The sequence below is a fragment of the Shewanella sp. NKUCC05_KAH genome (assembly GCF_019345585.1).
GTDB classification, from domain to species: domain Bacteria; phylum Pseudomonadota; class Gammaproteobacteria; order Enterobacterales; family Shewanellaceae; genus Shewanella; species Shewanella oncorhynchi.
In genome coordinates this window covers 193,393-207,565 of sequence record NZ_JAHKQZ010000004.1, presented here as the reverse complement: position 1 = coordinate 207,565, position 14,173 = coordinate 193,393, and the positions used below count along the sequence as shown (strand labels likewise).

General features: G+C 48.1%; 10 protein-coding genes. 4 read left to right on the top strand and 6 right to left on the bottom strand.

What is annotated here, in order from left to right:
- Positions 1-40 precede the first annotated feature (40 nt).
- The 4 genes from dsrO (at position 41) to KO533_RS22755 (ending at position 6,646) form a co-directional block, all read left to right on the top strand.
- Complete coding sequence (gene dsrO, locus KO533_RS05825) at positions 41-823, top strand: sulfate reduction electron transfer complex DsrMKJOP subunit DsrO (protein ID WP_011790755.1); 783 nt, start codon at positions 41-43, stop codon at positions 821-823.
- The gene (nrfD, locus tag KO533_RS05820) at positions 813-1,895 is read left to right on the top strand and encodes an NrfD/PsrC family molybdoenzyme membrane anchor subunit (protein ID WP_219253251.1); all 1,083 of its coding nucleotides are present in this window, start codon (positions 813-815) and stop codon (positions 1,893-1,895) included. The genes dsrO and nrfD overlap by 11 nt, the downstream gene beginning before the upstream one ends.
- Before the next feature lie 35 nt (positions 1,896-1,930).
- Positions 1,931-5,038, top strand: a complete 3,108-nt coding sequence (locus KO533_RS05815) for a tetrathionate reductase subunit A (protein ID WP_219253248.1) — start codon at positions 1,931-1,933, stop codon at positions 5,036-5,038.
- Positions 5,039-5,341: 303 nt separating this feature from the next.
- A complete protein-coding gene (locus tag KO533_RS22755) occupies positions 5,342-6,646 on the top strand; it encodes a PAS domain-containing methyl-accepting chemotaxis protein (protein ID WP_219253246.1) in 1,305 nt (434 codons plus the stop codon).
- 83 nt (positions 6,647-6,729) lie between these two features.
- On the opposite strand, the gene KO533_RS05805 is transcribed toward KO533_RS22755, so the two are convergent.
- From KO533_RS05805 to hrpB, 6 genes are all read right to left on the bottom strand, one after another.
- The gene (locus tag KO533_RS05805) at positions 6,730-7,431 is read right to left on the bottom strand and encodes a DUF3581 domain-containing protein (protein ID WP_131525486.1); all 702 of its coding nucleotides are present in this window, start codon (positions 7,429-7,431) and stop codon (positions 6,730-6,732) included.
- A gap of 424 nt (positions 7,432-7,855) precedes the next feature.
- Positions 7,856-8,086 (bottom strand): hypothetical protein, encoded by a 231-nt coding sequence (locus KO533_RS05800; protein ID WP_219253244.1) that lies wholly within the window; start codon positions 8,084-8,086, stop codon positions 7,856-7,858.
- Between the two features lie 159 nt (positions 8,087-8,245).
- Complete coding sequence (locus tag KO533_RS05795) at positions 8,246-8,641, bottom strand: DUF2391 family protein (RefSeq protein WP_105250257.1); 396 nt, start codon at positions 8,639-8,641, stop codon at positions 8,246-8,248.
- A gap of 79 nt (positions 8,642-8,720) precedes the next feature.
- Positions 8,721-8,999 carry a peptidylprolyl isomerase gene (locus tag KO533_RS05790; protein WP_006084190.1) on the bottom strand — a complete coding sequence of 93 codons (279 nt, stop codon included), beginning with the start codon at positions 8,997-8,999 and terminating at the stop codon, positions 8,721-8,723.
- Positions 9,000-9,157: 158 nt separating this feature from the next.
- The gene (gene mrcB, locus KO533_RS05785; protein WP_173248724.1) at positions 9,158-11,476 is read right to left on the bottom strand and encodes a penicillin-binding protein 1B; all 2,319 of its coding nucleotides are present in this window, start codon (positions 11,474-11,476) and stop codon (positions 9,158-9,160) included.
- A 91-nt stretch (positions 11,477-11,567) separates the two neighbouring features.
- Positions 11,568-14,117, bottom strand: a complete 2,550-nt coding sequence (gene hrpB, locus KO533_RS05780) for an ATP-dependent helicase HrpB (RefSeq protein ID WP_219253242.1) — start codon at positions 14,115-14,117, stop codon at positions 11,568-11,570.
- Positions 14,118-14,173: the final 56 nt, after the last annotated feature.

Here is a 14,173-nt window from a genome sequence, read left to right as displayed (position 1 = left end):
CCAGTTTATTCGCCATCTGCAAGTAGTGAAGGAAATCTGTATGGACAAGAGTAAACGTCAGTTTCTCGGCAAAATGGCCAGCGTCAGTGTTGGCGCCGCACTCATCCCTGTCGTGCAAGTGTATGCACAGGATGATAAGCGCAGCCCTCAAATGCACAGTGCCAGCGAAGGCCAAGTGGGTAAACGTTACGGTATGGTGATCGATCTACGCCGCTGTGTGGGCTGCCAAGCCTGTACCGTCGCTTGCACTATCGAGAATCAACCGCCCCTCGGGCAATTTCGCACCACAGTGCAGCAGTATGAAGTCTCGCAGCAGGAAGATACCACTCCGCCTGCGTTTTTAATGCTACCAAGACTTTGTAATCACTGCGAAAACCCGCCCTGCATCCCAGTTTGTCCTACGGGCGCGACCTTCCAGCGCAAGGACGGCATAGTGGTCGTCAATAATGAATGGTGTGTTGGCTGTGGCTATTGCGTACAAGCCTGCCCCTATGATGCGCGCTTTATCAACCACGACACCAATACCGCCGACAAATGTACCTTCTGCGCCCATAGGTTAGATGCAGGATTACTGCCTGCCTGTGTCGAAACCTGCGTAGGAGAAGCCCGTGTGATTGGCGATCTGAATAATCCCAACAGCCAGATAAGCCAACTGCTTGCCGCCAACAAAACCGATATCAAGGTGCTCAAACCGACGGCCAACACTGCGCCACGGGTGTTCTACATCGGCATGAGCAGCGCTTTTGAGGACAAGATTAGCGGCCAAGCCCCCGTAAGAACCTTACTTACCGATACTGGCGAGGAGATCCACCATGGTCATTAAAGAAATCTTTACCCCAGATATCGCCATTACTTGGCTACCTTGGGCAGTGCAATACTTTTTTATGATGGGGCTCGCCTACGCCAGCGTATGGGTAGCGACAATACACTTGTTTAGCCAACCCAAACCCGATGACAGATTGCTGAAGCTCTGCGCCTGTTTAATGTTAACCGCAGGCATAGTCGCCCCTATCGCCTTACTCGCCGATTTACACCAACCGCTGCGGGCTTGGCATTTTTATGCACAAGTTCGCCCTGATTCTTGGATGTGGTATGGCGCCTTTTTACTGCCCGTATTCTCGGGCACCAGCGCAGTGTTTGCTTGGCTGCTACTGCGTCAATATCTGCCTAAGCACACCACGAATCAAGACTCAGATTGGGTGAATAAAATAGGCCAATTATTGAGATTCGGTGATTGGAACAGTGACAAATTCATCAAGCCGATCGCACTGATCACGGCCCTGAGTGCCTGCAGTATCGCCCTCTACACTGGCATGGAAACCATGGCCATTGAGGCGCGGCCACTATGGCATACCTATTGGCTGCCACCTTTGATGGCAATGAGCGCCCTGCTCGCCGCCTGCGGCACTTTGGTGGTACTGAATCGACTATTAAAGGGCTACCAACAGCGCACCCAAGACAGCCTATTACTCTGGGTAAGAGCGAGTTTTGGTCTATTCGCCCTATGCCTTATCGGCTGGGCGTTATTCGATAAGGGCTCGGCCCCCGAAGCCGCATTATTGCTTGAAACCAGCCCAAGCTGGCAACTGGCAGCAATTTGGGTACTGGTCACACTCGCCGTGCTGGCACTGATGCTCGCCATTCGTCACTTACCCAATATGGCAATGCTAATCGTCAGCCTCACGGCCATTCACCTTGCGTGGGGATTTCGCTGGATAGTGCTAATTCAAGCGCAAACCGATCCTAAATACGGCGCGGGGACTTATCTCTATCAACTGCCTTGGGGACCTGAAGGGCTATTAGGAATAGCTGGTACCTTCGGCCTCTGGTTAGCATTAATGGCGCTGGTCTCCGAACTTATTCGCCAAACGCCTGCGGCAAAACTTGCTCGCTGAGCACCCAAATAGTTTACAGAATTAAGGAGTCCATCATGGATAAGAGTAAACGTCGTTTTATCAAAGGGGCCGCTGTAACGGGTGGTGTGGGATTATTTGCTGCAGGTTATAGCCATACATTAGCGCAAATAGGTAAAGGTGTCGTCAATGGTACCTCAGGAAAACCAACCCAAGATCCGCTGCACGGCAATTCCTTAGCACCTGAATACAAAGTTGATTTACAGTCAGGTCAGTTAATCAGCAATGACGATCAACGCATCGCCAATACTATGTGCTTAGGTTGCTGGACCAAATGCGGCGTGCGTGCTCGTATCGATCAAAAAACCGATAAAATCATCCGTATCAGCGGTAATCCTTATCATCCGTTGTCATCGCGGGAACATATCGATTTCGATACACCGATCAAAACCGCCTTTGTTGGGCTTAGCGCCTTTCAAGAACAGGGTCTGCAAGGACGTTCCACCGCCTGCGCCCGCGGTAATGCCATGCTAGAACAATTAGATAGTCCACATCGCGTTACCCAATGCCTTAAACGTGTGGGTAAGCGCGGCAGCGGCCAATGGCAGAGCATTAGCTTTGAGCAATTGCTGAATGAAGTCGTCGAAGGTGGTGATTTATTTGGTGAGGGCCAAGTCGAAGGGCTAAGAGCGATTCGTGATATCGCCACGCCGCTTGATACCAATAATCCAGAATACGGCCCTAAGGCTAACCAGTTACTGGTCTCAAACGCCTCCGATGAAGGCCGCGATGCCATTATCAAACGCTTTACCTTTAACAGCTTTGGCACCCGAAACTTTGCCAACCACGGCGCTTACTGTGGGTTTACCTACCGCGCCGGAGCAGGCGCTTTATTGGATGATTTGAAAAAATACGCCCACTTGAAACCCGATTGGGACCATAGCGAATTTTTACTCTTTATCGGCACTTCACCGCAGCAATCGGGTAATCCCTTTAAACGCCAAGCAAGACAATTGGCTAACGCGCGGGTGAATAACACTAATTTCAGTTATGTGGTGGTGTCGCCCATGCTGCCCAATACCTCGAATCAACCTTGCGCGGGTAACAATACTTGGTTGCCGATCCGCCCCGCCACCGACTCGGCACTCGCCATGGGCATGTTGCGCTGGATTATCGATAACCAACGCTACGCCGCCGATTTTTTGAGTGCGCCCAATGTCGATGCCGCAAAAGCATCAGGTTACCGTGGCTTCAGTAACGCAGGTTTCTTGATCGTTAGCGAATCTACCCATCCAAGATATGGCCAATATCTCTTTGCCAGCGATCTTGGCTTACCTTTCAACGGCAAAGCCTACGGCGAGCAAGACTCGCAGTTGGTTGTCGATGCTGCGAGTGGCAAGATAGTTTTGGCTAGCCAAAGCCTGAAAGCCAAGCTCGACGTTAACCAAAACGTCGACACACCTAAAGGGATGATTGCGGTTAAATCTAGCTTCCAACTGTTAAGTGAAGCGGCGCAGAGCTTCGAGATGGCACACTATGCCAAGGAGTGCGATATCAGCGAGGCGCAAATTATCGCCCTCGCGGATAAATTTACCAGCCATGGCACTAAGGCTGCGGTGATCTCCCACGGCGGCACAATGAGCGCCAATGGTTTTTATAGCGCGTGGGCAATCATGATGCTCAACGCCATGATAGGTAACATCAATTTAAAAGGTGGCGCATTAGCTTCCGGCGGTTCCTTTCCCGCCTTTGGTAAAGGCCCAAGGTATAATCTGCAAGAGTTTGACGGCATGGTCGAGCCTAAGGGCGTATTTCTATCGCGATCTAAATTCCCCTACGAGAAAACCTCAGAGTATCGCCGTAAAGTCGAAGCGGGCGAATCGCCTTATCCCGCTAAAGAGCCTTGGTTTCCGATTTCATCGCCCTTGCTTGGCGAACATTTAACGGCGGCGGTGCACGGTTATCCCTATCGACTCAAAGCATGGATTAACCACATGGGCAATCCGATTTATGGTCAAGCGGGCCTAGGTGAAGCCATTGGTGAACAACTGAAAGATCCCAAAGTGCTGCCACTGTTTATCAGTATCGACAGCTTTATTAACGAAACCTCGGCGCTATCGGATTATATCGTGCCCGACACATTAACTTACGAGTCATGGGGTTGGAGCCCTTCGTGGCATGGGACTCTGACAAAGGAAACGACAGGTCGCTGGCCGATTGTCGAACCAAGGGTCACAAAAATGGCCAGTGGCGATGTGGTGTGCATGGAGTCTTTCTTGAGCCAAGTGGCGATAAAACTGCAACTACCTGGCTTTGGCGAAAATGCCGTTAAAGCCGCCGATGGCAGCTTACATCCGTTAACGCGCGCAGCGGATTACTCACTTTACGGCGCCGCTAACGTGGCCTATTTGGGTAAAGCCGTCGCCGATATCAACGCTGAGGACACGTATCTTAGCGGTGTAAGTCGTATCCAAAGTGAGCTCAACGCCAGACTCAAGCCAGATGAAGTCAAAAAAGTCAGCTACTTATTTGCCCGCGGCGGCCGCTTTGAAAATATGAGCGGTGCACGGGATGAAGTGGGTAATCCAACCAAGGTTTGGCCAAAACCTATGATGCTGTGGAATCCCGAAGTGGGCAGTCGCCGTAACAGTCTCACAGGGGAATTTATGAGTGGCTGTCCACGCTTATATCAACCCGCCTTAGCCAATGGCACACCGCTCGATAAGGCATTTAATAAATCACAATGGCCTTTGCTGATCAGTAGTTACAAATCCCACACCATGAGCTCTATGAGTATTGGCTCGGATCGTTTGCGCCAAGTGCACCCTAATAATCCGGTGCGGCTAAACGAGAAGACCGCCAGTCGCCTTGGGATCAGCACAGGTGACACGGTCAAGATCAGCACGCCCAACGGCAGCGTGATTGCCTTAGTGGAATGTGTTGCCGGAGTGCACCCTGACTGCATCGCTATCGAACACGGTTATGGTCATAAGGAACTCGGCGCGCGGGACGTAGTGATCGACAACCTTAAAATCGCCGCCAATCCGCTGATCCGAGTCGGCATCAATATGAACGACTTGAATCTGTTTGATCCGAGTCGCCACGGCCGTTACCCGCTGGTGGATTGGGCAAGTGGCGCTTCGGCCAGACAAGGGCTACCAGCTAAGATTGAAAAACTAAGCTAACCGCCGAGCATAGATGACACTTAAGAAGCTGCCCTTTGGCAGCTTTTTCTTTGGCGTTAATTCAATCTGATTAAGCCGAATTGCCTCATTAATGTTTTCTAGCTATGCCTATTCGCGAATAAACCGAGGAATAGTGATCTTTTTTACTCAATTTAGGTATATAGATCCCGATCACGCGTTTCATAGAAATAAACCACATATTAAAATCACAGCTATATTTATCAGTATATCTAGCTCGAAATATCGAGCTTTCAATAAAGAACTGCAGTTTTTGAGTCAGTTAGACTCATCAGGAGTATCTCAGTGTTCAACTCTTCATTACGTAAAAGCCTAGAAGTGAGCGAAAGTAAACGCCAAGAGGCGGAGTCGATCATCGACTCGATTAAGCACAGTATTGCCACAGTAGAATTTACGCCTGATGGAATAATTCTCGATGCTAATGCGTTGTTTTTAAAAACGGTAGGTTATTCACTTAATGAAGTTGTAGGCCAACATCACAAACTATTTTGCTCAGCGGTTTATGGTAATTCTGCTACCTACCAGCAATTTTGGAGTAATCTAAAAGCAGGTCATCCACAGGAAGGCAATTTTGCACGAGTGAATAAAAATGGCCAAGAGATCTGGCTTAGAGCGACTTACTTCCCTATAAAACAGGCAGGTAAAGTCGTTAAAATAATGAAAACAGCCGTTGATATCACCCAAGATAAGCACCAACTTGATGACCAAGCGGCCATTTTTAATGCCTTGAATCGCTCGCAAGCCATTATTGAATTCACTACCGATGGCACGATTTTGAAAGCCAATACTAACTTCTTAAAGACAATGGGCTTTAGCAAAGAGCAGATTATTGGTAAACACCATCGTATTTTCTGTTTTGATGAGTTTTATCGACAAAATCCACATTTTTGGGACGATCTAAAGCAAGGTCGATATAGCAGCGGTCTCTTTGAACGTAAAAATGCTTATGGCGATTCGATTTGGTTAGAAGCGGCATACAATCCTATTATGGATGAGCAAGGTAAAGTGGTTAAAGTGATTAAATTTGCGAGCGATATCAGCAAGCGGATCGAGCAAAGCCACGCTGTACGTGAAGCCGCCAATATTGCACTGACCACGTCACAACGTACCGTCGAGCAAGCAGAACAAGGTGTACATTTACTCAATGCGACCGTAAATACCTCTAATGCTATTGCCGAGCAAACCCATAAAGCGACCTTGGCGATAACTCAACTCAATGAACAATCTCAAAGTATTCAAGCGATAGTCGCAACCATTAGTTCGATTGCCGATCAAACTAATTTACTAGCATTAAATGCCGCAATTGAGGCCGCACGAGCGGGGGAACAAGGCCGAGGTTTTGCCGTTGTCGCCGATGAAGTAAGGCAGCTTGCTTCCAGAACCAGTAAATCAACCAGTGAGATTGCCGCCGTCGTCACTAAAAATACACAACTCACCACAAGTGCAACTAGCATGATGAACGAAGTTGAAGGTATTGCACTGGAAGGAAAACAACAGTTAGCGGAGGTAACATTGGTGATGGGAGAAATACGTAGCGGCGCGGAAAACGTCTCAGCAATCGTGTCGCAGCTATCAGTCAATAACAATTAATTGCTAGCATTTAATCGCGCTATCAAGGATTGCATGGCGCTTTATCTAAAAGACAAAACGCCAACCTATTGCTTTTACGTCAATCAATAATCAGTTTTACGACCTTCATAGGTGGCGCGCATTTGCTGTACAAGAACCTCATCGTAAGCACGTAATCCGCTCATCACTAAGGTTTTTATACCTGTGCCAACTAAAGTGTCGCCACTGTGTAATTCAAAGTGCAATGTCACATCGCCACGTTTACCGTCGATTTTTAAATCTTGGCCAACGAGTGATAAGGTCACTTGTACAAAATCGAGAGTGGTTAAGTCAAACGACATACTTTCGTAAATCACTAAAGGCCGTTCTGGGTTGATCATCACTTGATGTTGTTTCATCAAAGGGATCAGAATATCGATAAAATTATGCCCAGAGAAAGCAACATATTGACGAATAAAGGATTCGGTCTGCGCATCGCAACAACTCACATCGCCATGACGGCTGACATTAAGATAGGTTTTTTCACGACTATCGCGAATCGAAAAACTCTCGCTCACTTGTTCAGGGAATTGCAGTTCGACGCTATCACCCACCATACCCGCAAAGCTAAACTTCATGCTCTGGCTCAAACCATATTGAGTCAATACTAGGGCAAACAGTAAATCTCCCGGTACGCAAAAGCGTTTTGCCCCCACATCGTGGATAGGATTAAAGTCCTGCGCAATTTTCTTCGCGAAGTCACTGGCTTGTTGTGCTGAAACGGAAATAGCTTGATTTTGCTTAGAAAAATAAGGCGCTAGAAACATATAAACTCTATTTGTAATAACTCAATACAGGGATGGATAACAAAATTATCACGAGTCTACCTTAAATTAGGTATTTAACTCACCCGATGACTTGACCCACGTAAGGCGTACAAAGTAACACCCTGCCCACATTTGTAAAGCCAAACAAATGACAGGGGTATCAGGATCTGTTGACGTTTCAGGTTTATTCTGCAGATATTAGGCGGAATTTTATGCAAGATAGAGCCTTTATGGCGTGATAACGCGACATATAACAGCCGATAATGCCGCAGAAATGTTAGCGAAATAAGGCCATTTTCATCACTCGTGACTCGTTTAAAATAACTCAACATCATTTATCGTTTGGCGAGCAATACCTTGTCAGAACAAATAACATCTAAAACGTAAGTATTGCCTAGCCACCGATAAGCCAAGGAATAAATCGTTAGACCTTTTTAAATTCACGCTTTAACTGAAAACCATCGTCAGTGGCTAACTGCTCTAGCACTTCGATACGCTGACGAAGGATGGCTAACTCGGTCTGCAAAGCTTGGTTTTCGGCCACTTGCTCACGCGTCGACACACCTTGTTTGTTGCGGATTTTCATTATAGCGACCACATATCCACCAACAATTGCGAGTATTGGGATAAGTAAAGCGAGGGCACCAGTGTTCATAGTCATTTCCTTTATCTATTGGCGTTATCGTTATCAAGCTCAAAATTTAAGTCTGCTTATGACGCTTAATCAATGTCAAAGTCAGAACATAGAAATAAGTATGCGCAAGACAACCGCAATCAACCAGTGACAAAAGTCATGAGATTTAGCGAAACAGTGTCATTCTTTATCAAAACTATCCACAACAATAGCGCCCATAGAGGCTGGCATAGTGATCACTATGATCCGTTTTATAGAGGTTAGTGGGTCCTCAAAAAATGGCACTTTATCGAGGCAAAGCAGCACGAGGAATACCACGAGGGCAGTGAGCAAATACGCCACCACGATACGAAAAATAAACACAGGAACGCGGGAAGCAATATTCTGTTGGAACACGCTGTGATAGGTGAATACCCCAAGAAAGAGCAGCGATAAACTAAAAAGCATACCGATATTCAATAAAGGTAAAGTCTCACCGAGATGCCACGCTTCCTCAGAAAATGCAACGGGGACCGCAAGAGCAAAAGCCCCTACGCAAACTTGACTCGCATCTTCAGTGTTAAAACTAAATTTCATGCTGATCGCTCCCTAATCTTCCAATCTATTTGATTAGTCGAAAATAACGTTCGGTGAAGATGCGCTTATTACTGGGGTATTAAGTGCGATACAACACTTTAACCACATGCCAGCCAAACTTAGTTTTCACTATATGCGGCACCAGTAATTCACCTGAAAATGCAACCTTATCGAACTGTGGCACCATTTGGCCTTTTTTGAACTCGCCTAAATCGCCGCCTTTTTTGGCCGAGGGGCAAGAGGAAAAACGCTTAGCGAGCACAGCAAAATTAGCACCATTATTCAGCTGCTTAACAATATCCTCAGCCTGTTCTTTGTGTTTCACTAAAATATGCACGGCGGCAGCGGTTTTAAACATGTCATTTCTCACTTTGGATTAACGTCCCGTGCAAAGGGAAGATTGGCGCCCCGAGTTTGCCCTCGATCACACCACTTCCATCGGCACAGGTTCTACTGACTAAAAGGTTTTATATCCAACGCATAAGTGCGTTATTGGCCCATTATCGACCTATTAACCTAGAAAATTTTCTGCCACCACTGCAAAGGGTCGCCGCAGTTATTCACAGGACGATAGGTCGCAGCTAATGCCGGAAGCGCATCGACATTGCTGCAAGTGGATTCCTTAGCCACACCTGTATCTCGGTCAAAAAAGCCCTTCACTACGCCGCTTACTGGGATTGAGCGCAGACTAATAGGTGGACGTTCCTTTAAGAAGGCAAGATACACGGCCATGGCGCCACTGCTACCATACAAACTGGTTTTGCCGTTATCGTCACGACCAACCCAAATGGCGGCGACGTTACGCTCATCAAAGCCCGCAAACCAAGAGTCGCGGCTGTCGTTACTGGTGCCAGTCTTACCCGCCAGTCCAACGCCAGGGAAAGCATTACCTAAACGCGTCGCCGTTCCCGTATTCACTACTTGCTGCATAGCAAATTGAATTAAGAAATCTGTCTCAGGTGCTATAGCTTGCTCTTTAGGCAATCGCGTCACTGGCAATGGGTTCTTATCAGAATCTAGCACAGCGGTCACTGTGGTTAACTTACGATAAACACCGCTATCAGCTAAGGTTTGGTACACTTGCGCTACCATTAATGGCGAGCCATTGACGGCGCCGAGTAACATGGAGGGATACTCGTTTAACGGCTCCTGCCAACCCGATTTAGCCAATGTTGTTGCAACCGCATCCACACCCACAGCAATTCCAAGATTTACCGTCGGTACGTTCATCGACTTTTTCAATGCCGTTAATAAAGGCACCTGACCACTGAACTTCTTATCAAAGTTTTGTGGTGACCATGTCTTACCTTGCTCACTTTTCAAGGTAATAGGTTGATCTTTAAGAGGGGTCGCTAAGGTAAATTGGCTATTAGGTGCCAAAGCCGTAGCATACACAAAAGGCTTAATTAACGAGCCAATAGGACGACGAATTTCAACTGCGCGGTTAAAGCCATCAAATCCTGGGGTTTTATCGCCGACCATAGCCGCGATACCGCCCGTGTATTTGTCGGTCACGACCATACCAATCTGCAATGATTTATTGCTCTTATCTAAGCTCTTGAGGGTTTGAGTCACCGCAATTTCGGCGGCTTCTTGGGCCATAGGATCGAGCGTGGTATAGATTTTCACCCCAGATTGCTTTAATAGCGCATCGCCATAACGCTCGTTCACTTCCTGTTTTACCAAGGCGAAGAAGGAAGGCAATTTTTGATGTGCTGGTTTATTGAGATTACGGATCCCTAAGGGGGACTCTACCGCCACCTTGTACTCAGCCGTGGTTAAATCCCCCGCATCCATGAGTAAACGCAATACTAGATCACGGCGTTCTTGAATACGATCCGGATATTTCCATGGATTGTAGTAAGACGGTCCCTTAATCGCCGCCACTAAGAATGCCTGCTGGGAAATAGTCAACTCACTGATAGGACGGCCAAAATAGAAACGTGAGGCCAAACCCATACCATGGACGGCGCGGGATTTATCCTGCCCCATATACACTTCGTTAAGATACGCTTCGAGGATTTCGTCTTTGCTGTAACGAAAATCAATAATGACCGCCATTAAGGCTTCGCGCACCTTACGCAGCAAGGAACGCTCACTCGAAAGGAAAAAGTTTTTCGCTAACTGCTGAGTTAACGTCGAGCCACCTTGCACAGTGCGACCGGCGCTGATGTTCACAAAAGCCGCGCGCGCAATCGCGAATGGATTCACCCCATGATGTTCGTAAAAGCTACGGTCTTCCACCAGCAATAACGCCTGCACAATCGACTTCGGCATTTCTTCGGTCGGCACAAACAGCCTGTCTTCACCATCGCCAGTAATAATGCGGTCGAGCAATACAGGCTCAAGGTGGAATACGGCGAGTTGACGCTTGTCTGAGACTCGAGTGACCGAACTGATGCCATTGCTGTCGAAACTGATCATGACTCTTTGTTCGACTTGATCGCCTTCAGGATGCAAAAACGGCCGACGCCACAATTCAATACGAGTGCTCGAAGCCGAAAACTCTCCCACTTGGCGCGGGTTAGCGACTTTGCGATAGCCGAGCAACTTAAGCTCAGCCATCATTTGCGGATGGCTGACTGCCGCACCGGGGTACAGCGCCATAGAGCGACTAAACACCTGCGCGGGCAAATGCCATTTTTGGCCTTCAAATTTTTGCGCAATAATTTGATCAAGATAAATACTGTAAAAAGTCACTACAGCTAATCCAGCCAAGCCTAATTTCCAACTGATAGACCAAATTCGTCGAAATAAACCGCGGCCATGATTAGCCCGACGGGAAGCGGGTGATTTTTTTGTCGTCTTAGTTGTCATATCTACTTCATCATTCATGTATTTAAAGACATCAGCCATAGGCACAAAGCTAACGTGGTGCGAATCAAAGTGTTTCATAACAAAATGTTATAAAACCAGCGGCATGGTGCTAGGGCTGAGCTAAACCCAAGGTTTTCTTCTTGGTAAATTTTGTCGGCAGTGTATTCACAGGATCGTCTGGCCACAGATGTTTTGGATATCGACCGCGCATTTCCTTCTTAACTTCCACATAAGGTCCCTGCCAAAAGCTGGCTAAATCTGCCGTCAAGGCTAATGGACGCTGGGCCGGAGAGAGTAATTCCATCGTCACCTTTAGTTTGCCCTGCGCCAACATAGGACTCTGCGCCATGCCAAAGGTTTCTTGCAGACGCACACGCAGCAGCGCACGCCCAGACTCGTCGTATACTATTGGCGCAGAGGTACCGGTGACTAACGGCCAGGAAGTTGGCAATAACTCGTCAAGACGCTGTTTCTGCTGCCAGCTCAAACAGTTTGCCACAAAACCAAAGCAATCAAGCTTAACTAATTGCGGCAGATTATTCACATTTTCGAGGTAAGGCGCCAGCCAAGTTTCTAGGCTCGCTAATAATGCTTCATCATCAACCTTGGGCCAGTCACTGCCCGCGTCGAACTCAGTTGCCAGTTTGAGCCTGTGTTGAAACTGTTCTAAGTTAGCGTTCCAATTGAGGATTTGTAATCCTTGCTGGCGAATATAGCCCAGTAAGGCCGCGACAATTTGCTTACGTTCAGGCTTAGCAATCGTCTCGGTTTTTACTAAAATTTGTCCGACCTTGTATTGGCGCTGCGCAATCACTCGACCTTTAGCTTCATCCCAGCCACAAATCTCATGAATGTCCAGCAAACCTTTTAACTCGCCGTCGAACAAGCTTGGCTGAAGCTGACTCGCTAAGTAAATCCGCCCAGCGTTTCTGCCTTCAGTTTCTTGAAAATCCGCCACCACCATCCACGGCGTTTGCGCCAATGCATCTTCGGCTGCGAGCACGACGCCAGTACCATTGGCTAATTGGTAGCCCTCAACACCGCGGGCCTTAGCGATACGATCCGGATAAGCAAGTGCTAATAATAACCCCACATCGCTGTGGTGTGCATGGGTCGCTATCTTAGACAAATCCGCCGCTAATCCTAGCTTTTTCTGCCACTGTTTTGCCTGTTGCCCAGCTTGTCCATGACAGGCAAAGTGCAGGTAATTCATAATATCGGCGCCCTTTTTAGGCAAACCGCGCGCCTCTAAAACCCCCGACAACAAGCAGGCCAAACTGCCCAATTGCGTTGCTTGTTCGTTAGCATTATTGACTCCCCCATTGTTTGCGCCCAAACTTTTTGCGCCCAATAACATATGAGCAAGCCTTGGGTGACACCCTAGCTCGTAGGCCGCTTTACCGTGGGGAGTGAGTTTATTTTGAGCATCGACCATGCCTAAATCTTGTAACAGTTTCCACGCCAGCGCCTCATGCACACTAGGTGGCGGCGTTAACAACATCAAGTCGCTAAAGGATTTTGCGCCCCAGTAAGCACAATCGTGGGCCATAGCCACCAGATCCGCTTGGCTGATCTCGGGTTCATCGGCCCTGAGCATGCGGCCATGTTCTTCTTGGCTCCACAGGCGAACGCACACACCCGCTGATAAACGCCCGGCGCGACCACTACGCTGAGTTGCGGAGGCTTGGCTTATACGTTTCAAGCCTAAGCGGGTGACACCGGTTTTAGGGTTAAAACTCGCTTGTCGTTTATAGCCACTGTCGATGACAAACCCTATGTCTTCAATAGTTAAACTCGATTCCGCCACGTTAGTCGCTAGCACGATTTTGCGCCAGCCATCTATAGTTGCAGCGATCGCGCTATCTTGCTCGGCCCCTGAAAGTTCACCATAAAGAGGGCAAATCAAAAAAGCATCGTCCGCTAAGCGCTCGCGCAAAAACTGCTGTAATCGTAAGATCTCCCCTTTACCGGGTAAAAACACGAGCACGGCATTATTGGCAGCCGTTTTATCAACACTGGCACTGCTGCTGGCCGAGACCAGTTCGAGCACGCAGCGGCCAAGATGATCGATCCAATGCTGCTGCGTGGGCACGGGGCGATATTCGATGTCGACAGGAAAACTCCGGCCTTCGCTGTGCAAGGTCACCGCTTCTGGCATGAGTTCAGCTAAGGCAAGACCAGATAGAGTCGCTGACATAGCTAATATCTTTAAATCGTCCCGCAGTGAAGCTTGCACTTCGAGCGCTAGGGCAAGACCTAAATCTGTGGTGAGGTGACGTTCATGAATTTCATCGAAGATGATCATTCCAATCCCAGTTAACTCGGGATCTTGTTGGATCATTCGCGTCAGTATGCCTTCGGTGACAATTTCTAAACGGGTATTAGCGCTGATTTTAGCTTCACCGCGGACGCGATAGCCGACTTCTTGCCCCACCTTTTGCTGGCGACAGCTGGCAATATAGTGCGCCACACTACGCGCCGCGACACGCCGCGGTTCGAGCATTAAAATGCGTCCGCTGATTTCTGGCCAATCCAACATAGCCAAAGGTAACGCCGTTGATTTACCCGCACCTGTCGGTGCCTCGAGGATCACTTGAGCGTGACGAGAAAAAGCCGCGCGCAGCGGTGCTAATAAGCTATGAATAGGTAGAGAGTTCAAGAAAAAGACATCAGCGGCCAAGACAGGGCGTCAGTGTACTAACAATCGGCTTTGAG